15 protein-coding genes and 3 pseudogenes are annotated in these 24,474 nt (G+C 56.0%); 1 reads left to right on the top strand and 17 read right to left on the bottom strand.

Annotated features, from left to right (window positions below):
• Positions 1-4 precede the first annotated feature (4 nt).
• The 8 genes and pseudogenes from bcsB to AB4Z20_RS04495 form a co-directional block, all read right to left on the bottom strand.
• Positions 5-2,278 (bottom strand): cellulose biosynthesis cyclic di-GMP-binding regulatory protein BcsB, encoded by a 2,274-nt coding sequence (gene bcsB / locus AB4Z20_RS04530; protein ID WP_442089395.1) that lies wholly within the window; start codon positions 2,276-2,278, stop codon positions 5-7.
• Positions 2,275-4,869 carry a UDP-forming cellulose synthase catalytic subunit gene (bcsA, locus tag AB4Z20_RS04525; RefSeq protein WP_253471534.1) on the bottom strand — a complete coding sequence of 865 codons (2,595 nt, stop codon included), beginning with the start codon at positions 4,867-4,869 and terminating at the stop codon, positions 2,275-2,277. Before bcsA ends, bcsB begins: the two co-directional genes overlap by 4 nt.
• On the bottom strand, positions 4,866-5,588 hold the full coding sequence (gene bcsQ / locus AB4Z20_RS04520; protein ID WP_214512186.1) for a cellulose biosynthesis protein BcsQ: 723 nt from the start codon (positions 5,586-5,588) through the stop codon (positions 4,866-4,868). Before bcsQ ends, bcsA begins: the two co-directional genes overlap by 4 nt.
• The gene (gene bcsR / locus AB4Z20_RS04515; RefSeq protein WP_442089394.1) at positions 5,585-5,827 is read right to left on the bottom strand and encodes a cellulose biosynthesis protein BcsR; all 243 of its coding nucleotides are present in this window, start codon (positions 5,825-5,827) and stop codon (positions 5,585-5,587) included. The genes bcsQ and bcsR overlap by 4 nt, the downstream gene beginning before the upstream one ends.
• On the bottom strand, positions 5,797-7,425 hold the full coding sequence (bcsG, locus tag AB4Z20_RS04510) for a cellulose biosynthesis protein BcsG (RefSeq protein WP_442089393.1): 1,629 nt from the start codon (positions 7,423-7,425) through the stop codon (positions 5,797-5,799). The genes bcsR and bcsG overlap by 31 nt, the downstream gene beginning before the upstream one ends.
• Entirely contained in the window at positions 7,412-7,603 is a 192-nt protein-coding gene (gene bcsF / locus AB4Z20_RS04505) for a cellulose biosynthesis protein BcsF (RefSeq protein WP_320389895.1), read from the bottom strand. Before bcsF ends, bcsG begins: the two co-directional genes overlap by 14 nt.
• Positions 7,600-9,141 (bottom strand): BcsE family c-di-GMP-binding protein, encoded by a 1,542-nt coding sequence (locus tag AB4Z20_RS04500; protein ID WP_442089392.1) that lies wholly within the window; start codon positions 9,139-9,141, stop codon positions 7,600-7,602. Before AB4Z20_RS04500 ends, bcsF begins: the two co-directional genes overlap by 4 nt.
• A gap of 600 nt (positions 9,142-9,741) precedes the next feature.
• Positions 9,742-10,202, bottom strand: a pseudogene (locus AB4Z20_RS04495) (integrase arm-type DNA-binding domain-containing protein); the annotation flags it as partial.
• Between the two features lie 630 nt (positions 10,203-10,832).
• Here AB4Z20_RS04495 and AB4Z20_RS04490 point away from each other — a divergent pair.
• Complete coding sequence (locus AB4Z20_RS04490) at positions 10,833-11,885, top strand: hypothetical protein (protein ID WP_442089391.1); 1,053 nt, start codon at positions 10,833-10,835, stop codon at positions 11,883-11,885.
• Between the two features lie 195 nt (positions 11,886-12,080).
• Here AB4Z20_RS04490 and AB4Z20_RS04485 read toward each other — a convergent pair whose 3' ends face one another.
• The 9 genes and pseudogenes from AB4Z20_RS04485 to AB4Z20_RS04445 form a co-directional block, all read right to left on the bottom strand.
• The gene (locus AB4Z20_RS04485; protein WP_442089390.1) at positions 12,081-13,502 is read right to left on the bottom strand and encodes a hypothetical protein; all 1,422 of its coding nucleotides are present in this window, start codon (positions 13,500-13,502) and stop codon (positions 12,081-12,083) included.
• A gap of 104 nt (positions 13,503-13,606) precedes the next feature.
• Positions 13,607-17,428 (bottom strand): anti-phage defense-associated sirtuin Dsr1, encoded by a 3,822-nt coding sequence (gene dsr1 / locus AB4Z20_RS04480; protein WP_442089389.1) that lies wholly within the window; start codon positions 17,426-17,428, stop codon positions 13,607-13,609.
• Between the two features lie 281 nt (positions 17,429-17,709).
• Positions 17,710-18,189, bottom strand: coding sequence for a hypothetical protein (locus tag AB4Z20_RS04475; protein ID WP_442089388.1), 480 nt, complete (start codon positions 18,187-18,189; stop codon positions 17,710-17,712).
• A 575-nt stretch (positions 18,190-18,764) separates the two neighbouring features.
• A complete protein-coding gene (locus tag AB4Z20_RS04470) occupies positions 18,765-19,040 on the bottom strand; it encodes a hypothetical protein (RefSeq protein WP_442089387.1) in 276 nt (91 codons plus the stop codon).
• A pseudogene (locus AB4Z20_RS04465) lies at positions 19,037-20,017 on the bottom strand (integrase domain-containing protein). The gene AB4Z20_RS04470 and the pseudogene AB4Z20_RS04465 overlap by 4 nt, the downstream one beginning before the upstream one ends.
• A complete protein-coding gene (locus tag AB4Z20_RS04460) occupies positions 19,995-20,354 on the bottom strand; it encodes a hypothetical protein (protein WP_442089386.1) in 360 nt (119 codons plus the stop codon). The pseudogene AB4Z20_RS04465 and the gene AB4Z20_RS04460 overlap by 23 nt, the downstream one beginning before the upstream one ends.
• On the bottom strand, positions 20,338-21,738 hold the full coding sequence (locus AB4Z20_RS04455) for a YfjI family protein (protein ID WP_442089385.1): 1,401 nt from the start codon (positions 21,736-21,738) through the stop codon (positions 20,338-20,340). The genes AB4Z20_RS04460 and AB4Z20_RS04455 overlap by 17 nt, the downstream gene beginning before the upstream one ends.
• A 1,029-nt stretch (positions 21,739-22,767) precedes the next feature.
• Positions 22,768-23,088 (bottom strand): annotated as a pseudogene (locus AB4Z20_RS04450) (integrase); the annotation flags it as partial.
• A 21-nt stretch (positions 23,089-23,109) separates the two neighbouring features.
• Positions 23,110-24,465 carry an McrC family protein gene (locus AB4Z20_RS04445; RefSeq protein ID WP_442089384.1) on the bottom strand — a complete coding sequence of 452 codons (1,356 nt, stop codon included), beginning with the start codon at positions 24,463-24,465 and terminating at the stop codon, positions 23,110-23,112.
• Positions 24,466-24,474: the final 9 nt, after the last annotated feature.

Raw genomic sequence — 24,474 nt, 5'->3', positions numbered from 1 at the left:
CCGACTACTCCTGACCAGCCAGGCGACGACGGGCAGCCCAACGGAGTGCGCGCCACAGCAGGAATGCCGTCAGCAGCACACTGATGGTGGCCATGACCGCCAGCAGGATCGGGTGCTCGGACAATTGGTACCAGAGCAGCAGCCACCACGGAAGGTGGCCGACGAAGTACTGCTGGCCCACCCAACTGCTATCTACGCCACTGCTGCGGATCAACGCCACAGAACCGGCAACGGCGTCCATTTTTCCCACGTCGCCCAGGGTGTCGCGCAGCAGTTGGTAATCGGCGTCATCGCTCGCCAGCAAGGCCACGATGCTGCGCTGTGGGTGATACGGCGACTGCAAGCCAACGATGGCGGCTATCGGCGCCTGGGCGCTGACTTCGATGCGGTTGGCACCCAGGTCGCGTTCATCGCTGAACTGACCGGCGCGGGTCGACTTGCCGCTCTGTTCGTGGGACGGTTTGAGTAGCCAGGCACGCGTCTTGTCCAGCACCAGGTTGGCATCGGCACCATCGCCCACGCCCGGCGCCATGGCGCCGAACACCAGCAGATCGACATCCGCCTTGGCGTCGTCCCAGTTGTCCGACAGCCGCAGGCCAAACGCTGGCAGGCCTGAGCGCGCAGAGATTCCGGCGATGGTCTCGAACACCGTACTCAGTTGCACAGCACTGCTGTGGGGCGGCACCATCACCAGGGTTTGCGACAGGTCAGCCATACGGCTGTATGGAAAACCGCTTCGGGCCAGGGCGCGCAGGTCGGGCATGGCGATGTAGTGATAGTAACCGGACAGGTCGATGGTCGACTCTTCATCAATCACTGCCTGGTTGTTCACCGGCAGTGAAGTCTGGCAACGGTCGCGCTGGGCACTGCCAAAGGTGCTGGCGAAGTTGAAGTCGAAACGCAGGGTGTTACGGTCGCCAATCTTCAGCGCTGGCACCAGCAACTTGTCGCTGTGGTTCGCCGACTCGTTGGACAACACCGCCAGGCGCAGCTCCTCCAGACGGCTGTCGGTCTTGCTTTGCAGTGCCAGGCTGGTGATGAACTGGTTGTTCAGGCTGATGCTCAAGCGCGATTCGTCGTTGACCGACGGTGGCGTGTAACGGAACTTGGTTTGCAGCCCAATCCCTTGGTTACGCCAGACGAACAGGTCAGGCGGCAGATTCACGTCCACCGTGATGGGACGTGGCTGCAGCCCGTTGGCCTGAAGCTGCTCGGGGTACTTGATCAACTCGGCGAAACGTACCGCGCGGTCCGTGCGCATCCAGTTCGGCGCGTCATAAGGCACCCGAGGCTTGAGCTGCTCGACCTTGTTGACCGTCACGCTCGAGCCTCGGAACGCGCCTGCGCCCAAGGCCAGGGCGCGGGCAGCTACAGCCAGGTCATCTTCATTGCGACCCAATACCAGCAACACTTTGCTGTAGGGATCCTGCGGGTTGTCGATCATCTGTACTACGGGTGCATCCACGGCCGGGAACTTGTCTGTGTCAGCCAGGAAGGACGGACGATGATCGTTGGTGGCAAAGACAATGGCCGACTTGGCGCGATGGTGTTCATCAGCGGGCGGCAGCTGGTCGAACAGAACGGGGAACTGCGCACCACGCCAAGCGGCCAGGCTGCCGAAATAGGACACCAGGATCCCGGCTGCACGCTGTTCGCCCAGGGTCGGCGCATCGGCCAGGACCATATTCAGGACCGGCTTGTCCTGGCCCCGAGCGTCGAAGAAAGGCATCGGAAAATAGGCCAGGTCGTTCTTGAGTGTGAGTGCCTGCTCCTGCAATTGGATCTGGCTGCTACGCCCAACGTTCAGCCATAGCGTGCTGTTGGCTGGATCTTCACAGATATCGGTGTAGTGGCCGACGAACTCCAGGCGTATGCGGTTGAAGTCCGAAATCAGTCGCGGGTCCAGGGCTACCGATTGGTTGACCCTCTTACCCAGTTGGTCCTTTTCGATCGGCACAACGCTCATCAGCACGTCGTTGAGATACACACGTAGATGCGAGATCTGTGGCTGCAGCGAAGGCGACGGCGTGTACTCCAGCTGCAGTTTCGCGTCACTGGCAATACGATCGCGACGCAGGCTGAACTCGATCTGGTCGCTATTGTGGATGCCCAGCAACAGGCTGTCGGCGGGACGGCCCAGCTGTTCGAAGCTGTACGCGGTGTTCCAGCTCGGTACGTTGCTGGCCGCGGCCGGCGCTAGTGCGGTGGCGGCCTGGGCACAAACGGTGGTCAGGAGCGCCAGACTGGCAACAAGGGTTTTGCTGAAGTAGCGGCTCATGGTGCGCTCACTGATCGAGAGTTGAGAGTCGGGGCAACTGCCGGCATGCGCGGCAGGAAACTGGCCAGCCAGCGCAATATTCGCAACGGCGGGCCGGCGATGCGGCGGATCCAGGCAGGCAGGTATTCGTAGAGGCGGTAGTAACCGGTGCCGCCAAGTTTGAGAATGTCCACAAAACTGTGCAGCGGGCGATCCGGGGTGAATTTCTCGCCCCAGTTGAGCCACGCGTCGGCGCGGGCAAACGTGCACTGCACAAAGTCGACTTTCTGTTGTGCATTGAGGCCCGTGAAGCTGATACCTATGAAGTGCTTGTGGCTGCGGCTGATATAGCCCGGGAACACGAATTCACGGGTGCCGCGCTGCATCATCAGCGAGATGCTCCCTCCCACCGCCAGCGACTGTGGGGTGTCGAGTTGGATGCCTGCGCCACCGTCGGAATAGTCCTGCAACATGCCTGGATAACAGTGACCATTCTCAAGACGCACTGCAGCAGGCAACTTGACGTATACCCGGTGGGTCTGGCGAACCTGGCGCACTTCAGCGGCGACCGCCATGGCGCCTCCGATGATCAGCAGGTTGTAGATCACCCAGAGAATACTCACCGCAACGGTGACAATCTCGTCGCGGGGGCCGCAGATCAGGCGCCAGACGGCAAAACCCAGGCCGGTAATGTTCAGCAACGCCAGTAGCAGGTACGGCTGGGCGATTTTCCAGTCAAACTGGTTCTGCTCCATCAGGCCGCCCTTGGCGGTGACATTGAACTTGCCTTTGCTGGGGTTAAGCAGTGCCACGGTGGTAGGGCGCGCGATGTACCAAGCCAGGACGGTCTCGTACACCTCCCCCCAGAAAGTCCGACGATAGTCGCCCTGCAGCCGCGAGTTGGTGAGGCTTGCGTGGATCATGTGTGGTAGCACGTACAGCAGGATCATCAGCGCCGGGGCGTAGATGATGTAGGCATGCAGGAACAAGAACGCCAGCGGCGCCATCAAAAACACCAAACGCGGCAGGCCGGCCAAAAAGTGCATCATCGCGTTGGCGTAACAGATGCGCTGGAAGAGGGTCAGGCCTTTTCCGAACAAGGGGTTGTCGGTGCGGAAGATCTGCGCCATGCCACGGGCCCAGCGAATGCGCTGGCCGATATGCGCTGACAGGCTTTCGGTCGCCAGGCCAGCCGCTTGCGGCAATTTGATATAGGCCGAGTTCCAGCCGTTGCGGTGCAGGCGTAGTGCCGTGTGGGCGTCTTCGGTAACCGTCTCGACGGCAAAGCCGCCAATCGCATCCAGCGCGGTGCGCCGCAGCACCGCGCATGAGCCGCAGAAAAACGCCGCGTTCCACATGTCGTTGCCGTCCTGAATCAACCCGTAGAACAACTCGCCCTCGTTGGGGTGCTCGCGGAATACATTGAGGTTTCGCTCGAAGGGGTCCGGTGACAGGAAATGGTGCGGGGTCTGCACCAGCGCGAGTTTCGGATCACGCAAAAAGCCCCCGGTGGTCATCTGCAGGAAAGAGCGCACAGGTATGTGGTCACAGTCGAAGATGGCGACCAGTTCGCCGTTCAGTTGCTTCAGCGCGTGGTTGAGGTTACCGGCCTTGGCATGACGATTGTCGCTGCGAGTGATGTAGCCCACCCCCACTTCGGCGGCGAACTGGCGGAAGCTCTCGCGTTTGCCGTCATCGAGAATGTAGATGTTCAGCTTGTCGGCCGGCCAGTCGATGCCCATGGCCGCGTACACCGTACCTCGCACGATCGACAGGTCTTCGTTGTAGGTCGGGATCAACAGGTCGACGCTCGGCCACAGGCGCGTGTCGCGCGGCAGCGGCGCCGGTTTTCGGCCCAAGGGCCAGCACGTCTGGATGTACCCCAGGATCAGCACTAACCAGGAATAAGTCTCGGCCACCAGCAGGATCATCCCGCACATCAGGTCCAGGGGCTGGTTCCAGTTCAGGGTCGAGGTGTAGCGCCACCACAGGTAACGGCACGAGACGATGGTCGACAGTACCACCATCAACAACGTCGCAAAGCGGCCCGGAACCCGCCGCACCAGCAGGGCCAAGCCCCACAGCAGCAAGACGAACACCAACTGGGAGACGTAGCCGAAGGGCTCGGTGATGCACAGCAACGTAAAAGTGAAGGCGACGACACCGATGGCCGCGTTGATCAATCGTTGGCTGTGACGGTCCAGGCCTTTCCACCAATGGCTGCTCTGACGAATTTGCTGGCTGGACTCGGCGCGCTGGGGCAACGCTTCCAGCACCTTGCCAATCCACGTCCACTGCCGCAGGTACAGCGCTCCGACGCGTTTGAGCCAGGCAGGGGTCGACAGCGTCCACACCCGTGGCCTGGCCGGGCGAACCAGCAGTAGCCAGAGGCTTTGTACCGCATAGCGCAACGGATCGCCCAGGCTCGGCGCCTTGTCGCTCAGTTGTGGATACCAGCGCTTTGGCTGATCGAGCACTGCGCGCCAGTTCGGTGACTCCAGGCGCAACAGCAGCCATGCCAGGGCGTTCATTGTCGCCAGCAGCAACGCAACTGGCGGAGTACCGTCATAGCGCCGACGCAGGTGAGCGTAAGGGAAAATGCGAGCGATCATGCCGTCCCCATGCGTTGGGTCAGGCACCAGGTGGCCAGGCTCAGCACATCCTGGGCAACCAGACTGGCCTGGGCATAAGCCCCCACCGGCATCTTGAACGCCTGGGCTTCGCGCATCGCTTCATCCTGATGCACGTTGAGAGGCAGCAGGCGGGCACCATATTGTTTGCGCCAGATCAGCAGCAGGTCGCGCTGCAATTGGCTGACCGGGTCGAAGCGGTTGATCAGCAGATGCTCGCGGGGGGCTTCCTCCTGCTGCAACAGCACGTGACAGGCAGCGTCCGCCTCGACAATCTGCAGGCGCAACGCACAGGGTCCGACACAAGCATGACCGGGCAGTCGCAAGGGCACATCGAACAGGATCCAGTCAAAGTGCTCGGCAAGGGCGGCCTGTCGGCGGCGCCATAGATTCGGCTCGTTCAGCAGGCGCTGCTCGACGTGGTCCTGCTCTTCCCGTTTCAGGCGGCCGTAAGGCAACACACTCAATCCCGGTTCCACGGTCCAGGCCTGGGTGTTCCAGCCCTTACCTTCGATCATGGCGCGCGCCCAGCCACCGCGCTCGCCGATGCTGACACTGAAGTGCAGGCGAAGCAGGTTTTCCGGGCACATGTCGACCAGCAGCACGCGCTCGCCCAGGCTATGCAATGCATAGCCTGTGGCCGCCAGCAGCGAGCTGGTGCCGACACCGCCGCGCAGACCACGCAGGCTAAGTGCGGTCACGACAGCATCTCCAGTTCGGACTCACGTACCATCGGCAGGGCCGCCGGCTGCAGGCGTTCCATCTCTGCCAGCAGCGGCCAGCGATGCAGGGCCTTTTGCAATTCGATCTGTGCGGAGGTGTCCACGTAGTCCAGTTCGGGCAGCTCAAGCGCCAGTTTCAGGCGGGCGATGTCATCGGCACGATCCGCACGCGACTGCACCCGTGCCTTCACTTGAAGCGCTGTGGGTAAGGCAGCCATCCTGCTTTCTCCTTGATTCGTATGTAAGGTTTCCCGGCGTAGTCAACGACCACCGTGCCAGCGTTTTCGGAGACTGCCGCTGTCTGCGGCAGATTGCTCAGCAGAGCCGACCAGTCGAGACCCTGGCCATCCACCTGGGGCTGGGCGCTATACAAGCGGCTGATGATTTCCGACAGGGCCAGGAAACTGCTCGGATCGGTGATGTGCAGGGGGGCAGAACCGGGCTTATGCCCCATGCCCACCAACCTGATGCCGACCGGCACGAGGGTAATGGACTGGCTCGGGATCTCGCGCATGCCGGCGATCTGCATACGGTCGCCATGCAGCGCCGCACCATGCTCCGGCACGATCACCACCACTACCCGACGGCCACTGAGTTCCAGTTGTTTGATGAAGCCATTGAGGTCATCGATCAGCCCTTGGGCAAGCGGTTTGTAATCGCTGCTCCTGGTGCCGCCATCAGCGGTCAGCGCACGGTTGCCGTCATGCAATGTGGTGGTGTTGTAGAACAGCGCCACGCGATCGTTCTCTTCTGCTTCGCGGTGCTTCCACCAGGAGTCCAGCACCTGAGCATCGCGCAGGATCGCTGAACCGTCGAAACCCACCAAGGCACGCGGTAATTTACTGGTACTGATCGCGGGCCCCGGCAATGACCCTTGGGCGCGGACTTCGTCAAGGAAGCCTTCGAACTGCCCACTGTGGTTGAGCATGACTTCGCTGGAAAAGCCCAGCTTGCTCAGGTCGTCCATCAACATGCACTGCTCCGGGGCGGTGCCATAGAGCTGGCTGTGCGGAACCTGTCCACAACTGGCGCGCAGCAGGCGGATCGCCGCCGGGCCGCTGTAGGAAGTGGCCGAGTTGAAGTTGTCGAAAATAACGTCCATCTGCTGGAACAGCGTGTTATCGCGCAGCCCCACGGTTTCCAGATCATCCCAGGACATGGAGCAGATATTGATCAGCAACAGGTCGAAAGGCTGCGCTGCAGAGGCCGCAGGCTTGAACTCCACCTGCCGTCCAGCCTCGGTGCTATAGAACTTCTGCAGGTAGGCTTCCAGTGTCGCGCTGTCCGGAGGGGCCGTGCTCACCGCAGCAATGGGAGCGTCACTGGCCGCCTCCGCGACCGGCTCGTTGCTGGGGTTCAGGGCTAGCACATTCGCGCTGGCCAGCCAGGCTAAACCCAGCACACTCAGAGTGGTCAGGCGCAGCCAGTGCCGGACGAAGACGTAGACCACCACCAACACAGCCAGCAGCGCACACAGGTTCCAGTCAATGAAACGACCCATCAGTTCGACCATGTATGCACCGCTGAAATCCAGCACGCCTGGCTGGCTCAGCAGGCGGCTGAAGGGCGGCAGCCAGGTGTCCTGGTAAAACAGCGCAACACCCACGGGGATCGCGATGGCTGTGCGCAGGATACGCAGATAACGATGCGGCAACGGCAGCAGCAACGCCGCCGCGAATACCAGGTTGGGCAATACCTGCAAGTTCAGGTAACCCGCCCACAGCAATGCGAACTTGAGGATGAAATACAGATTCCAGGGGCCCAGGCCCGGCCAGACGCGCACTGACGCCGGGTTAATGACTTCAAACTGGCTCATTGGGCTCGCTCTGGGCCGGGGCACGATGACGCACACCACGGGATTTCAGGTAACGCGGGGGCAGGAGACCCTGCACGACAGATAGAAAATGGCGACCGAACCTGATCAGTACCACGATCAGTGCCAGGGTCAGCAGGCTGCTGAGGCCAATCGCCTGTATCAGCTGGGAATAACTCATGAACAAGGGTCCGTAATGGGCAGTGTGGTGCGTCGAGGCGAATAGGCAACACGGCCGGCAGCTTCGGCGGAGCTACCGGCCGTGCGTTCTTCTGCCAGAGCGAACGTGGGAGGCAGCAAGGGCGCCGCGAGGAAGTCCTCGCGCGGCAACGCTTCAATGCCTTGGAGAATCTGGAAACTGCTGAAAAGATCGCGCCAGGCGAGCCGACAGATATTCCCCAATGCGGGTTCCAGTCCGTCCGCGCGACAGCCAAACAGGAACAGATAAAAGGCACCGTTGACCACGCAGGCGACGTCACCGAAACGACGCAAGCCGATTTGACTCGAGTACTGCTCGATTTCCAGGCCACCGCGCGGCATCAGCTTGAGCAGTTGGTGGCTGATTTCTCCAGAGGCGCCGTTATAGACGCGCTCCACCATGCCGATGAATTCCCGGGGCGTTAACAGACCGCGCTCGGGGGGCGGCCGCAGACGTTCGAATAGAGACTGGAAGTTGGTGGTGTGGCTCCGGCGCCAGGTCTGGCCCTGGGCTCTGTCGATGATGCTGAAGAAGTGCGCCAGCGTCGTCCCATAGGGCACGGTGATGTTGGCACCGCAGGACACCAGCAAACGCTCGTCCCGATAACGCAGGCAGGGTTCCATCTCGCGGATGATGATCTTCAGTGCGATACCGCAGCGCTCGCGCAGGTCGTGAATCTGACGAGCCAACGCTTCGACGTGCAGGTTGCTGTCGATGGCCACGATGATACTGGCAGCACGCGCGTGACTGGCTTGCTGGAGCAAGTCCTCGCGGCTCTCGAACAGCCTCCACTGATCCGACAACGGCGGCGAGCCTTCAAGCACAGAACGCTGGGTCAGATAGATCCGCTGGTCGTCGGTATGGGGCACTTGCACATTGGCCTGCTCATTGACCGACAGCGCAAAACCGTCCACCAGCAACTCGAGCTCGAATTCCTGCCCGCTGCACACGCCCAGTTCGCTGTGCCAGTAGTGCAATTGATAGCGAATACCACCATCACGGCGATAGAGCTGAGCGAGCCCGGAGATCGTATCGTTGAGCCGCAACAAACAGTCATGCAGTTGAGGTGTCTGGCCATGGCTGATCACCAACAGGGAGCATTGGCGTGCGTCCAGCCATTGCCTCAGGGACAGGCAGCAATGCCGCAGCTGCGGCGCGACGTCGCCCTGCCATGCGCTCCCCGGCAGCATCAACACAATGGTAGTGCCGGCAACCGGAGCAGCACGGGTCAGCTCACCGACCAGCGATTTGAGGGTCAGGCCAATGTCGTCTTTGTTGATGTCAAACAGCTTCAGCTGACCAGGACCGGTATCTGCCGCCAGTTTCTGGGCCAGGTCCTGACTTGAATGTCCGCAGCACACTAACATCCCTTGCGCATGGGCCGGCATCGCTGCCAGGCACTGGATCGCCAGCGCGGCAGAGTCGCTCGCCTGATCCACTGCCACCCAATAGAGCCCGCTGTCACGTAACAAAATCTGCTCATCGCGCAGATGGCGGATGTCTAAGGTGACCTGACTCAAATGAAACTCCCTTTTCCTTTAAATCGGATGCGGCGCGATCAGCACCTTCCCTGGCGTTACAGTTTTTCAAATGCGTCACGTTTCTGACGACTAGCACAAGCTCTCCGAGCCGGGCTCAGTGTCAGACTTAGTCAGCATAAATAGGATGTTGCACTGCCAAGCAGCCCCCATGATGTTCAGGAAGCGAGCTTTCAAAGCAGTATCGAGCGGCTCGAAGAAGACGAAACATCGCATTCTCCGCCGATCACCATTGCCAGACTCTCTTGTGCCTCGGTGACGGCGCGCAATTGTGATGACGTCGGACTGATAGTGTCAATAAATTGTAACGAAATAGCTCAAATATTGTGCATAAACGGTTTGGCTGGAGATTTCGCCATTTTATTGGCGATTGGGCGGAGCCGCCTAATTTCAACGCGCTGATTTATACCGCTTGGGGAATGCTCCGCTGTACGCTGCTGGGTTCAAGGTGGGTCGCCGGCCGGCCGCTGAAACTCAACAGGTAAGGGGGCATCTCATTGCCGGGCAGAGCGGCCGCCTGATCACTCATCTATAACGCCAACGAGTAAACAAACCGCTTACCACGATTGTGAGGCGACCCCACATTCGGGCGCTGACTTCCGAGAGAGGCGTTGATTTCATGCTCGGAAACACATGCAGTGTGAGGGAGCGCCAAATGTCTTCGGCATACGCCGGCGTGACGGAATCCTTCTTCAACTCGAACCCGGCGGTGGCGACGTTCTCGAAGGTGTGTTCTGTTTCTGCTCGTTTGGCTTTCTGCAGCTCATTGCGCTGAGCTTTTGGGTCGATGCCCTGTGCAAGCAGCTCTCTAGCCTCAACGTTTTCTTCCTTGCTTGCGCAAGAGAAACCTGGGGATAAGAGCCGAGTGCCATGTTGATTCGATTTTTGGTGACGGGATGCCGGTAGTTGAAATTCTACTGCGTCGAGCGATTGACCCAGACTCGCAGCTGGAGCCCGTCGCCATCGGTGAGGACGTAATCCTTGCCCTTCGGTTTGATCGCCTTGGGCTGGCGGTCGGAGAGGTGGGTGGTTTGAGCGCACATGAGATGTACTCCATGACACTTTTTGGTATTTCCAAGATTAGCCTCGGGTAGCCGGGAATACCGTTGGGAATACTAAATCACTTGGAGCTCAAAAAACTGAAAAGCCCCCAGCAGCCCTGAAAGCCCCGTATTTACTGAATTCCAGGCACAAAAAAAGACGTCCGTGGACGTCTTTAGATGATGAAGTGGTGGGCCGGGGTAATTTGAATCTGTTAGGTAAGCTATTGATTTATAATATTAATAACAATTTTAATTTTTAGTTGGAATACCAATTGGAATACTGCGCTCCACTTGACCACCTGTTTGCATTCGATCTGACCAGCACGCTTCGTAACTATGACTGGCAGTGAACTGCCCATAGCTGCTGGTGGCGGCAGGCAGAAATCGGCCAATTCTATTGAAAAAAACGGATTTTCAGTTCGCCTGAACTCAGGTACGGCTACCACCCAAGATCCTGCTCTGTTGCCGCTGCTGGTACCCGTGAAGCTTACTCTGCGATTTTTTTCCAGCGCCACTGCAGTCGGTCTTCATCGCTTATGTCCAGAGTCGGTTAGATCTGCAAGGTTGCACGTTGCTAAACAGGATTGGGTTGATTGTTTTTTGTGCTACGGAAGAATTTAAGGAGTTATTTTGGCTGCGTTATGTATTTTCTGCGGTATGGCCCCCGAATCAAAAACAAAAGAGCACATATTTCCTCAGTGGCTCCTAAAAATGACAGGGTTTCACTCAAAAAACACTTCAGTTGGAAGTAATTGGGCCACAGGCAAGGAAATAGTTTTTCCAGGGAAAAACTATACGTTTCCTGCGTGCGACAGCTGTAACAATCAATTCAGTGATCTTGAGGGAAAGGTTAAATCTATCGTCGAGCGTTTGTGTGAAGATGTAGACGTTTCTGGAACTGATTTGGAGTTGCTGCTGGACTGGTTCGACAAGATAAGGGCTGGTGCTTGGCTTGGTGTTTCTTACATGAATAAAGAGGTATTTGGATTGCCTCCGAACCACTACATTAGAGATAGGATTGGAGTTAAGGATCGATATTTGTCAGTCACTAATACTTATCTGCCAGAGAAAACATTCAAGTGGTCTGGAGTTAATAGTCTGACCTTTATGGCAAGTCCTACTGCTTTAATGCTAAGAGTAAATAATTTAGTATTTGTTAACGCGTCTACTGATTTCTTGGTGTCAGAATCCGTAGGTTTTCCACATCCGGATACGGAGTTTCAAACTCCTGGTAGCAATATCGCAAACTTTAACCTGCTACCAGGGACTGGGAACGTAACTGCAGACTGTTTTACAACCAAACCATACCTGCCAAGCCATATAATAAGACAGCCGATTTTTAAGTCTGCACATGGGATAAACCCGGATTTTTATGATAATGATCATGTCATAAATAATTCCCATGATTTAATCGCTGGAATAGGAAAATTGTTCCTGCAAAATAATCAAGGTGCGATGGTTCTGGAGCGGGAAGATCGGGTAGGCTTTCAAATGGATGAAGCCAAATCCGTCTATGGAAGAGTTCAGGTTGTGAGGCCCATTTTAGAATTACAGCTTGAAATGCTTAGAGCTAGATGGAGTCGTTTAAGGTTTGTGAGCGAAGAAGAAAGAGATAAGCAATTTATGGCTGTTAATAAAATCATCGAATACACCAATGAGCAAATTCAACAATATAACTATTAATCCAAAATTTACCCTAGGTTTGTAGGTCGGGTAAAGGTTGGTATGATGTGGTTGCTGTCCGAACCCAAGGTCAGCAATCGCATCATTTTTACCCCGTGAGCGGCCCAAAAACCTAGGTGGTTTGTTCTATATTTCGCGCTTGTAAGCTATATATTGGCTGCAAGCTCAAGGCAGGAAGTGGTAGTGTCGATAAGGTTATAGTTCCCAATGGCCAACCTTTTGTAGAACACCATTTTCAGGTACGACTACTGTCTTAGGGATATTGTCGAGCGGAAACTGATGTCCGTTGAAGCTATCCACCGTTTCATCAAATTCCCAAAGTTTTTCAATTGTTTGATGTGCCTGAAATCGGTGAACTCTAATCCCAGCAATAGGCTTATCTACAACCATTTCTGGGATGGATGCGAAGATTTTCTGTGTCCGTAAGCGTTCAATATCAGCCCCCTCCATGGTTTCGACAGCGACATGAATGATAGACGGGGTGTCAGTTGGAAGTTGTTCTACCGCTTCTGTTATATGATGTATAACATCTTTTGCTTTTTTATCTATGGATGCATCGGATTCAAACCACCGAGTAAATCCAGCCGCCCAGCTGATCTCGTCAATGTATCCACCGAGCGCCGGAATTTCACATCCGATAAGTTGACTTGTTCTTACCTTATGAATAATGCTCACTGCGGAATCCATAGGGGCCCAGTCACCTCCTAAGATTTTATTCAGTATTGGGCTGTGCTGCTTTATTTTATGATATCGCAAGTGGTTCTGGATAAGTTGTTTGTCTATAAGGCGAGCATATATTGTTGCTTCAGATCCATTGTAAATTATTTCGGTATTATTTTTTAATGGTAGCTTTTGTTCAAGTATTTTGGATAAGAAGTCATCGGGTAAGCTGAATACCTCTGAGTGGAATACTCCTTTCAGCCATATCCATTGGCCCTTTCTGATCAGTATTTTTGATGCGGGGTTCCAAATTCTAAAAAAATCCTGTCGTTCTCGTTCGGCATATGAGGTCCTTCGGAGCAGTCTTTTACATTCAATAAATAGCGACTGACCATTTTTCGTTACTTTTATGTCTGGACTTTTAGCGGGTGGCTTTACATCTAAAAACTCCACCTCCCACTCTTTTTCTGCATAAGATAGGGCAACTAATATTTCAAAGATCAATCCATCCGGCGCAGCTTTTGACTTGTTTAGTACTTCACCAATTTTTGCATCAATACCTTTGATCTTGTGGGCATGCTGCCAGCGCTGGCCCATTGCAACAAAGAAAGGGATAGCCCTGGATGCTTGGCTGATATCTATACATAACGGGTCGTCTAATGCTTGTTCGCACAGGAATAAGTACCACCCCATTTCATCTTGCTGCACACGAACAGGTTTGGCATTTTCTAGACTGGTAGCAATATGAATTGATTTTAATGAGTCCAACAACCTTAAGCGCCTTGCCTGCCAAGTTTTGGGTGTCATTCGAGCTAAAAAAGGGGCAATGCCAGCCCTCAGATCATAATCCTCGGACGGGTCTCTATTGAAAATTTCTTTAACTAAATCATCCTTTTTTCGTTTTATTGATAGTTTTTTTCGTTCTTCATAGGTGCCGCGACGTCGTGATTCGCCCATGTATACGATCCTTGTTTTATACATAAATAATCTGCTTAGCTTTAGGGACGGTGAAATTGCCTTGGAGCAATGCTGTTCGCCCCCCCCGTTTGCTCACGCGGGATTCATCCGCCTCGACGGCGTACGCCCTCCATCAACTTTCTGTATTTGTCATCGTCGCTGAGATTCGGAGCGGCTTGGACAATTTTGCTAAGACAGGATGTGAGGTCCGATGGAATCCATGATTGATCCTCTATTGTGAGGCTCAGCAGTAATAGGGCTTCTGCCGGGTAGTCGGTGCAAACAGAGCTTTCATTCATTTCGTGAAGCAACGAATGTGGATGCTCAATGGGCAGCAACCAATCCTGTACCGAAGCCAAAGCTGCTGGAAATTCTGTGCCGGATACAATGGCCAGGCTTGCTAGTGAGTCTGATATCGCTGGAGTCACTAGCTGCTTTGACTTAGGCCAGACATCTCGCCAGAAAGGGAGAACTCGATTTTCCCAATAACTTTCCTTTTGCTCGGCTGCGCCCTCCAACGCTTGTGTTAGAGCCTGCGCTGCGTATTCGAGACCCCGCTTAGGCAATTCTTTGAAGGCGGATCTAAATTCTATCGCGGTGTAGCCCTCAAGCGGGCCTAGTGCTGCGTACGTGAGAAAAGCTGCGAATTGCTGTGCGTGCTCACCCAGCTCTTCAAAGTGCTTAGCTGTGTTCAAGAATTGTGTTTTGAATGCTAGCAATAGAGGGCGATACAAACGAGGCGACCACAGGAAGCCCTCCCATACGCCCTTTGCTTCAAATGGATAATTGACCCAGTCGAATAATGGAAGCAAGCACGATTCTGTCCAGGGGCGATCAACACGGAAGAGGACGATCAACCTCGAACCGAGAATCACTCTGCCATGTCGATATTTTTCTATCGTGGTGTCACACAGGGCGGTGAAGAGGTCTTTGATCTGGGTCGGCAGACTATCGTTATCGTTGGGTTGTTTGCCCAACCAGAGATTCAACAATGCCTGGGTGATGTGCCCGATCGGGTGATTTATGGCATCGGTCACAGGATCGTTCAGTGGCTCACCATTGCTTGTAATTCCTGATTTTGGCTCAAGCGGAAGAGCCATAATCCGTCCGCATAATTCAAGGAGGATCGGTTCATCTTGGCTGATAACCTTCGACACAGCATCGATCCAATACGTAATGCTGTGGACGATCTCAGCAAGGAGGAAATCCGGTAACGTTAGTATCCAAGGAGCTGCGTACTGCCATGACCTTTTTGTGCGGCCTTTTTCACCCCAAGTCTGAATGGCTTGTCGCCACCGATTGGCTGGCCATATTTTTTCTTCAGCGAGATCCAGCAATGCGAACACGGCGTTCAATGGATGCCTGCGGCACGTTTCGCGCCAAGTGTCTTCGTAATCCCAAGACTCAGAAGGAGGTGCTTTAAGCCATCGAACTAGCTCGTTTCTTTTGCTTGGGGCAACGTCAATGTTTTTGGTTTCGTCATCGTCAGGCTCATCATTTGTGCCCATCCAATTGGAAAACTCATCGCTTTCATTGGAGGCAAGGCGCCAGGCGGGATATGCACGTGACAAATCCGTCAGGCGCGACATTGCGCCGGTCCCTAGAGAAATCCCTGAACTTTGCAGTTTGGCGAGCCGGCGCCACACTGTGCCGTCTACAATGTTTTTCCATTGTTGAGGTTTTAGATCATTTTTGTACATGCGTCTTGGAGCCCCTTCTAGGATCGCCGCCTCAAGCCGTGCTTGAGCTGAAGGGGACATGAGGTGCCCTTGTAGCACGATGAGTCTAAACATCTCGCGTTTGGTGCCCACCGACCAAAGCCACCAAGCATCATCGGCCAAGAGCCAATCGACCCATTCATCAGGGGCTATACAGCTGTCGTGACTGGCAGCGAATAGTGCCAGGCGCTTGTATGTCGCGAACGGAAGCGCAAACCACTCCTGTGCAATCTGTCGGGCCAACGGAATATTTTCATCGCGGATTAGCAACCATGAGTCCCGCAAAAGCTCGACCAGTATTACCCAATCACGATTCCTGCGGTTCTGATCATGAGGAGCTATGGAGGGTAGGTCCCAGTGAGTTCGATCGGTCTCATTCCCAGCTTCACCTAGCTCACGACGCAACTCCAGTGCATCCGTTAACAACTGCTGAAGATCTTTCTGCAACAGTGGCAATGCGACCTTCCATTGGTCGCTTTTGAAGTCACGAAAAATCGAATAAATACCATCAGCCGCTAGTGTTAATTTCCAATCAACAAGGTCGCGCATATTCCCAGGTACGGATGTCTGATTGGGGTCTTCCTCCCAGCTAAATGGTTTCGATATAGCGATCATCGGTGCGAGCAGCTCGCGTAGCTGAAGCCTCGCAGACAGCGTCAGTCCGTCTCGTTTGAAGCGCTCCTGCCAGTCGTAGAGAGTTGAATCGCGCCATGGTTGTTTGACCCTACCGGTTAACAATAACCGCCATAAGGTTTGCATCAGATGGCTGGGCTGCGCTTTCGGAGCATTTCTTAAAATCTCTCCTAGCTCAGGGGTCTGCCCCTCACTCTTCAGTCGAGCGAGAAAGCGCAGCCGGTCTTCTATTCTCCAGCGAAATTGGTCATGGATTCGCCCACCGCGCTCCACAATCCACAAAAGTAAGTCAGGGTTATCCAGGTGCCTAACCAGCCAGCGGCCGATATGGCCCATGACATCATCCCACTGGGAGTTTGGGTCACTGGCTGATACCAGCGACATGGAAGACGCAAGGGGGTAGGGCGTCGGTCTTTGGACGAGACTGAATTCTAGTTTTGCATCCGGTTCACTTTGCGCCGTCACGCCAAAACGGTTCAAGTCTGTATGGCGATATCGGGAATAGGCGAACGCGTCTAGCCAATCCAAGGAAGGCACTGGATCGAAATCGGCAAAAAGCCGAGCAGGTAATCCAGATTTATCAGAAAGAGCCCAAAGCACTCGCCCTACATAGTCATCTTGCCTGGTGCTGGCCGATGGGCGACTTTGAGCATGAGTAACGATAAACCGTTCTTTTCCCATGACCCCATCTCTGTAGACTTCTCCCCAAGCCTGGAGCGTCAAATGCAGTGCTGAGTGATCCCGAGTGCCAGCAGGCACGTTGTACAGGATTGGAGTGACACCTTTCGCCTCCCATTCCTCTTGTCTGGCTTCCTCTTCCCCAGGGGAGCTTGAGCCGAAAGCCCATGCGTTTGGGGTGATCTCTCCCTGCATTCTATCGGCTGCTATCGCATCCCTCATGTACCTGAGAACGGGGTCATTGATGCTGTACCCAACGAAGCAAACGACATAGTTGCGAAAGAGTTCACTAACGAACCTTGCCGCCCAACGCTCGACAAGATAAGCCAACCCAAAATCGCCGCTTGTGACTACCAGACGGTTCAGGCTCGCCTCGTCGGGAGTTTTGGGCAATATACCGTGTAGATAGACCAATCCGTCCCATCGACTATTTTTCGGAATAGGCAGCATCGGGGCCGAATAGGACTGAAATTTCTGAGAGGCTTTTCTTGCCGCGGTATCAAAAATGCGGTCGAAGTTTGTCGTCACGAGACGAAGCGTGCCATGCCGGGTGCGGGCGAGCCTCAGTAATGCGGTATGTGTATCGACGGCACCTTTCTTCCGTAAGTTTGGTTTTAGAGCCCTACCCAGAGCTTGTCGGACGGCAAACCGGCCTCCGTTGATTCGACGCTCGAGCAGGTCAAGAGTGGCGTCGAATTGGTAGTTTTTGAAGGCTTTTTCCTCGGCACCGCTAAGCTCATCGTGAGCTTCTTTATAGATCAGCTCCACCAAGCCTTTGAAGTCGGTTAAGCCTGCGGGATAGGAAATACCTGCTCCGCAGAAGAACACCACGCGGCCCTCCTCGTGGGCCTGTAGCAACTCATCTGGGATGTCTGGTCCGTCAGTTACAAATTGCATTCCCTTTCCCCATCAACCATGCCGAATGTGCGCGGGAGCCTATTTAGCATGCGCTGGAGCCGGTTAGCCATCCTACCTTTGCCATTGCGGCAGTGATGGTGGGCATACAGACGTCGACATGATGAAAGAGTCGTACAGCTTGTGCCACGGACGACGATCGAACGAAAGGTCATCCCTCGAATGTCTTGCCAGCAACAATTCGGTTAAGCGCGGCGCTAGCGCAGGTAGCTGGCGCCGTTGAACCCATGATCCGCAGGAGGGATAGCTGCATGACAGCGCCTTCATTGTGCTCTCAATGCAGCAGGAAGATATTCACCGGTGATGTAGAACGTGTTTGCGCAGTCGGGGCACGAAAATTTCATCGAGGTCGACCCGCTCTGTCGTATTGCTTTCAGAACCGAGCGATGTCCTTTGTCGTAGCAGTTTGTACAGCACAGATGAGGAGGTTCCGTTTTCTGAAACTCCTCTTTCAGAGCGTAAACCACCTTAGCTGGACCAACACCCAGCAACTCGTAGCGATCAAGTACGTTTTGCTTGGCGCTCACTTTTCTAAGCGCCTCCTCGAGCTCCGCCACTTGTTTGATCAAGGCCATTTGTTCCAATTGGCCCAGCATCATCTGTTGTTGCAGTTCCATCAATGTGCCGGTCAGATCCATTACTCGACCTCTCACCATATCTTCATCACGCAGAGTGATGAGGCTTTTGGCGATATCGCCCGCTGTTTTTGCACTGGTGAACGCTGCAGCAACCCAGTCAATCATCTGTCATATCCCTTGAGCTTAGTTGTTCGAATGGTGCAAAGAGCTAGAAGGTGCGTAGCATTAGCCTTCCTATCGTCCTTGAAAATACCGCAACGCGCAGCTCGAGCCGCTGCTTCCTGCTTTATTCACTACTGGTTTTGTCCTCGTGTGGAACAATGCCAACTCCGAACCGCCCCAAGGGGAGCTTCTGCGCCGTCCAGCGCCACCGCTACCCCTAACGACCTCGACGCCGGCATTGGCCAGGCTCAAGTCCTTGCCAGCCAGATGGACAAGTCGGACGTTGCGAATTACCCGACACAACGGCCCAATGCTGAGATGCCCAGATCAAAAAAGGCGTGCCCGTTTTCCATAAACGGACGATGGAAACAAGGATGTAGCCCGCGAATACGATTTTACCGATTGAAGTGATTTCCGCTTTTGGCCGTTTTCGATCTGTCATGACTAACCGGTTTGGGTTGCTTTTTGCCATTGCGGCGTTGTTTTTCGAGCAGGTTCATCCGCAAGAGAATATCCACTCTGAGATAGATAAAGGCGAACAAACGAGACTGGAAAGCTGCCTACCCACAACTCGAGCGTTAGATCAGCATTTCTCGGTCGTTCCCTAATCGCTTCCAGACCAATAGGGCGGTGAGCTGATAGTAATATCGGGTGGCGTCGGAATGGTCTTTCAGGTGCTTAGTCAGAAACCAGCGCACATGCTTGAGCTGCCAAGTCCAGGGATTATCTCGCTGCCATCGTTGTTGAATGGCCGCTTGCATGGTTCGGGCTTGCCGTAGGTGGCGTTGCTGAGTGGCCTTCGAGCCATTTAGTACGCCGCTCAGGAACAGCGCTATATCGAATGGTTTGGTCACTCTCGACCTCCAATGTAGGCCGAAACTACATCGACTCGGTAATGCCCGAGCTCAAGGCTGATCTGTTGGCGCGCCTGTTGATCGAGGCCACGGTCAATGCGATAGCCGCGACCACCATTGACCGGTGCGACGTGCCCCGTGAGCTGTTCGTAACGCTCGCAGGCGTAGGCTGCTCGCAGTTCATGAAAGCCCTTCAGCCCTTGTTCGTGCAGTATTTCGCGGGCGGGGAGCACGGTCTGTTGCAGGAACGCGGCGTAGCTTTCGTCGCGGGCCAGCAAGTTGCGGCTGCCGGGCGGCGACGCATGATGAGCCAACTGCAGTGCCGCTTTCACCTCTTCATTGGCCACAACCCATCGCGGCGCTGAAGCGCCTGAACGGCCGCCTTTGGTCCCGTCCTGGATGTTGATGCGGCCTAAGTGTTCGGCTTCGCGGTGTAAGCGTGGCAGGTCAGCCAGGATCGCTTCGCGCAGGCGCATGCCGGTTTCTCGGGCCAACAGGACAATCGCCGCCACCCGCTCGTGTTGCTATTTGCCAAGCACCTCAAGCACTCGCCGCAGCTGTTGGCGGTCTTGGCCATCTGGCGCGCGGGTGCGTACGCTCGAGCGCTGCAGTCCTAACGCCTGGCTCGGACTTGCGATCCTCACGTCCTGATCACCGCGCAGCGCGGCGAGGGTACGGTTAACGCTGCTCAGGCGGTTCTGCGCGGTCGCGATGCAGAGTTCACCTTGCTGGATCTGCTGGCGCAGGTAAGCAGCGTAGTCTTGCAGCGTCCCTCGATCGATCTGGTGCGCATCGTTGTAACCGGGACCGTCCTCTGACCGACACCAACGCACGAATGCTTGCCAGCGATCGCTATGAGCTTTGACCGTGGCGAAGTGGCCGCCGCCAAACAAATCCTTTAGCGCTTGTGGGCCGGCGTAGCTCAGCTGGCGGCCATAGCCAAAGTTGCGACCATCACGCCGACCGACCAGGGCCATCGTCTTCACCGTTTTCGTTTGTTTGCAGAAAGAGCAGTAGGGCTTTCCAGTGGGGGCTGAGCCTGGCCAGCTGCTGCCAGTGTATTGGGCGAATCAGGAGGGAGTTCCCGTGGTGTTGCAGCAGCGCCCCTTCCTCACGCAGTTGCTTTATCAGCAGAGTGATGTGGGCAGGTTCCAGGGGTGGTGTGGCGACTGCGGCGACAGTGGCGACAACCCGCGTCGTTTCTGGCCTGGCGCGTGGCGACAGGGTGGCGACTGAGGCGGCGACACACCGCGATTCTGGCTGCGGTTGATGTTGCGTCTGGTAGCGGCGCACCGCGTCATTGAGGCGAAACATGGCGAACCTCGAAAGTTTTTCCGTCGCGGCTGGTCAGCCAGCGATGAGTGATCAGCACGACCAATAAAGAGGCGATATGGTCAGCGCTCTTACGGGCAAAACGAGGGCCGTTGCGATTGACGTCGCGAATGGTGAAGTGAGTCCAGCCTTTCTGTACCAGCCAGCGCAGCAGTCGATCCGCCTCTTCGCATCGGCTATTGACCGGCTCCTGTTCGGTCAGGCGCTGGATCTCGGCCAGGTAGTAATCCATCAGCGTGGAGGCGCGCTGTATGTGTGCTTCGTCCAACGCACTGGCCTCTTCCACCATGGCCAGCACACCTGCGATGCGCAGTACATTCGCCGCGGCTTTGCCTGCGACAGGCTGGACGCCGGCTAGCTCACCGAACTCGCCAGACTGGCACTCGATAGTGTCGTGAATATCAATCCAGGCACGCCGGGCACGGGCAGTCAGCTCCAGCGTGGAGGGATTGAGTGAGCCATCCTGGTGAAGCGACCAGGGCTGTTGCAGCAGGGCGGTGATCCGCTGTTGGTAGCGCTGGACCTTGGCATCTCGGGTCAGGTCGATCGCCTTGTAAAGTCGTTGGCCGGCCAGGCGCTCGGGCCAACTGATCAGGCAACGCCCGAGGATGCCTTGGCCATTGATCACCGGGTCTTTGAACAGTTGGTTGGCCAGGTAGGGCTGCAGCATCAGATGCAGGCTAAGACGGCGGTCATAGGCGCGCAGGCTTTCTCCGGCCATGGAGCGCGCCCGGTCGATGGGGCTGCCATCCCACAGTGTCGACAAGGTGGTGATCGCCTTGAGCAGGTTTTCTTTGCTCATGGTGGTGCTGCCCAAGAACTGGCCACCTTCATCATTGAATAAGCCCATGCTGGGCAAGCCCTGGCATAGACTTTTGACCAGGGCCTCAATGGTGGGCTCGGCAATGATCAGTCTCGGTGGTACCGGCTCGGACAGCTCACCGCCTTTTGCCTCAGCACGCTTTGTTGAGGTTTTGGGTTTGGCCATGATGGTGGTAGCGGCGCGATAGGTTTTGAGCTTTTCCGCATACAGGGCCCACTGCTGCCGTTCCCAGTCGCGCGCCGCCTTCAGTGCCAGATGGTCCACCGCGCTTTTGCGATCACCCGAGGACGCCACCGTCAGTAGGTAGAGGGACAGCGGATAGGTTCGGCCGTCGAGTTGTACATTGGCATGACCCTGGCTCACTAGGGCAGCAGTAGCCAGCACCGATTGTGCAGCCATGGCGCAGGGTACGCCGATCACCTCGGCCAGTCGTTCGACTGCAGGGCCCAACAGATTCCCGAGTGCTTCGACCGGGTACGGCAGTGGCGTCTGCTGGTATTCCAGCAATGGTTGTGGTGGCTCGAACGCTTCGCACAGTTGCATCGCAATACTCCTGAGATTATCCACTTCGTCCTCACTCATCCCGCCACGGTTGTTGAGTGTTATCAGGGATCAAGGCCCCTGCGACCTGTGAGGTTTGTCCACTCACGCGGGACTGACGGCTCCTTACGGCCGGGAGCTTGGGCATCTCATGATCTGGCCTCCTGAACACCGATAGCGGTGGGCGGGTGGAGGCTGCACTGGCTGACGAGACCGGTGCCGCGAGATCCTGAGTCGGGAGAAGGCAGCGATGTGATGACTGGGGCATGCCTGACTGTCAGTCAGGTGCAGTCCATTTCATGGGCTGTGGCACCATCATCGGCATCGCTGTGGCGAGTGAGCATTCGGTGTTTGTCACGCCGATTGTCACGAGGGGGAAAGCCGCAAAGGCCCGTGCGAGCAGGGCTGCAGCAGTGTGATATGCGCCCGTCTCTTTAGGGGGCAAAGAGACGGGCAAAAGGTTGGCGCAAGAAATAGCCAAGCGGATAAGTTGCTGCAGAGCAGCCAGGAGGGGGTATCAGTTGCCGCAGTGAGCATTCTGGGAGAAGTGGCATCCATCACATCGCTGTGACCGTGCGAGCCGCCGGACGCTAATCGCACTTGGGGGTGAACCACCACAATTTGGCGTAGCCTCAAAGGTTCTGGCTACCTGGGTGCTGTCGAGGACAGCGCTTGTACGGTTCTGGTTTAGCGCTCGTTCTGCTAGCGGTCAACAGTATTTTGGGGGCGATTCTTGCGCCAATCGGTAGCGCTGGAAAATCTTGGAAATCGGTGGCATTACATGGCCGGGTGGTCGTTCGTCGGTTTTTAATGTGAGCCCATGCGAGAGGGAATGCGGAGCCTTCCCGCCAGCATGGGCTTAGCCGGAAAGGCCCAAAGAGCGAGACTTGCAAAGGCGACAGTCGCCACCTCTGTCGCCATGCTACAGGCCAGGTATTACGCGGGTTGTCGCCGGTGTCGCCGCTGTCGCCAAATCAACCATCACTCTATCTGGGGAGTCATTTTCGGTTACCGGCGGCGTCCGATGAGCGCTCACCGTATTGGCACGACATTGCGGTTCCTGGCGTCATTGATGTCGGGTACCGACAAGCTGCCCGTTGCTGCTTTTTGGATGTGCTCACTCCTACCAGCCATCATCGGACGTTGGCGTTCGATGTCGTCCGCTCGGTTCTAAGCGCTTCGGACTTCGTCATTGTCGACATGCGCCAGCGCGACTTCGATCAGCTCCGGATCCCACCTATGCTCGTTCGGGATGGTGCTGGCCATGGAGCGCATGCCGCGGCTGACCAACCGGCCCTCGAAGCCCATGCGTTTCAAGGCCATGTTGGCGGTCTGGCTATTGCTGCTCTGGCGATCTACGAGTGGAACAGGTTGTCAGTCGAATGTCGGCAGCTCAACTCCGGAAGTAACTTCCCTCTGCGTGTCCTTGAACACTGCAGTAAACGGCGCGCCGCCCGGAACCAAAAGCTGGCGTGACTTCAGGCAAAAGGGCAGCACCCATAATCGCAGACCCTCTATTTTAGGGAACTCGAATACTGATAGCGGCCGGTCGAATGCGGCCGTCTTGGGGTAAATCAACACCACATCCCCCGTTCCATTCAGGTAGCTCTGGCCGTAGGCCTGCAACTGGTAGAAGTCGCCTTGCGCGAGGCCGTACTTGCTCGTGCCATTGGCCTTCAGTCCATCCAGCAGTTTCCACTTTGCGTCCAGGACCAGCAGATCCTTGTTGGTATCCCGGATCAAAAGATCTGGCTTTAGACAAAACCAGCTCTGCTCTCGATGGCGAACCATGTGATGACTGCGTGCTTGGGTTTTCAGGACAAGCGGCCGCGCCAGTTGTTTCGCGATATGCTTGGATACAAACGCTTCGAATACTGCCTCCATCGGGAACAGCAGCGACGGAGCATTGTTACCGCCGCTGCCAGTCAGAGGGGACTGCTCGTCTAGGATCAACTTCGCCCAAGCCAACGCATCGCCGTAGTAACCCATGCCCCGATCGAGACGCACCTGCTGGAAATCGATCCGTGGCTGCGCTGATACCGGGACTTCTGCAAACACGAACTCCAACTCACGGGCCAGTTGCTGATGGGCCTGAGACGTCGACAGCATCAGCACTCGTCGCAAGGCGGCGTGTAGCAAACGGTTTTCTGGGCGATCGATCGAAAACTCGTCGTGTTCTGTAAAGAATCGGTCCGCCCTATGTAGGTTTTGCCGCAGATGCGATGCCATCATCAGCTTGCCGCGCAGTGCAAACAGGTTGTCCTGCCGACAGGAATAGTTGCTGCGCAACCCTCGTTTGACGATATGCCCTACCGCAAGCAGAAATTCGGCAATAAAGACCTCCAGCAAGGGCATTCGTGCAGCCGAGAGCTTGGCGCTGTCGGATTGAATGTGGCGGAAGCCTTGAAGACAGCAGAGCATCTCGATTAGAAGCTGGCGCGCCTCGATTGCACCACCACCTATCGCTTTGCCGACCTTGGGAAGCACCTCGATCTGGTAACCGTCCGGTGCACGGATCACTCCGACAAAACTGGTGACCTGAACGACACGATGCCCACGCCGCTGAGTCAGGCGCAGCCATTGCGCACCACTTTCATTGGTAGCCCGCAGGCATTGGCGCTCAAGCCATCCGTATACCTGGTCCGGGATTGTGTGCAAACCCTCGCAAGACGCGTCCCCAGATGTCTCTGCTATCAGTACGTCAAATTCGTAGATCGAGATACCACTCACGCGCCCCCT

It is taken from the genome of Pseudomonas sp. KB_12 (assembly GCF_052114545.1).
Lineage (GTDB): Bacteria > Pseudomonadota > Gammaproteobacteria > Pseudomonadales > Pseudomonadaceae > Aquipseudomonas > Aquipseudomonas brassicacearum.
The sequence above is the reverse complement of the archived record's forward strand: the minus strand, read 5'-3'. Positions and strand labels throughout refer to the sequence as shown.

Excerpts from the sequence above, each read along its gene's own strand:
- bcsB (WP_442089395.1), bottom strand. The coding sequence starts at position 2,278 with ATGAGCCGCTACTTCAGCAAAACCCTTGTTGCCAGTCTGGCGCTCCTG.
- bcsA (WP_253471534.1), bottom strand. The coding sequence starts at position 4,869 with ATGATCGCTCGCATTTTCCCTTACGCTCACCTGCGTCGGCGCTATGAC.
- bcsR (WP_442089394.1), bottom strand. The coding sequence starts at position 5,827 with ATGGCTGCCTTACCCACAGCGCTTCAAGTGAAGGCACGGGTGCAGTCG.
- bcsG (WP_442089393.1), bottom strand. The coding sequence starts at position 7,425 with ATGAGCCAGTTTGAAGTCATTAACCCGGCGTCAGTGCGCGTCTGGCCG.
- bcsF (WP_320389895.1), bottom strand. The coding sequence starts at position 7,603 with ATGAGTTATTCCCAGCTGATACAGGCGATTGGCCTCAGCAGCCTGCTG.
- AB4Z20_RS04485 (WP_442089390.1), bottom strand. The coding sequence starts at position 13,502 with ATGGGCGAATCACGACGTCGCGGCACCTATGAAGAACGAAAAAAACTA.
- dsr1 (WP_442089389.1), bottom strand. The coding sequence starts at position 17,428 with ATGCAATTTGTAACTGACGGACCAGACATCCCAGATGAGTTGCTACAG.
- AB4Z20_RS04475 (WP_442089388.1), bottom strand. The coding sequence starts at position 18,189 with ATGATTGACTGGGTTGCTGCAGCGTTCACCAGTGCAAAAACAGCGGGC.
- AB4Z20_RS04460 (WP_442089386.1), bottom strand. The coding sequence starts at position 20,354 with ATGTTTCGCCTCAATGACGCGGTGCGCCGCTACCAGACGCAACATCAA.
- AB4Z20_RS04455 (WP_442089385.1), bottom strand. The coding sequence starts at position 21,738 with ATGCAACTGTGCGAAGCGTTCGAGCCACCACAACCATTGCTGGAATAC.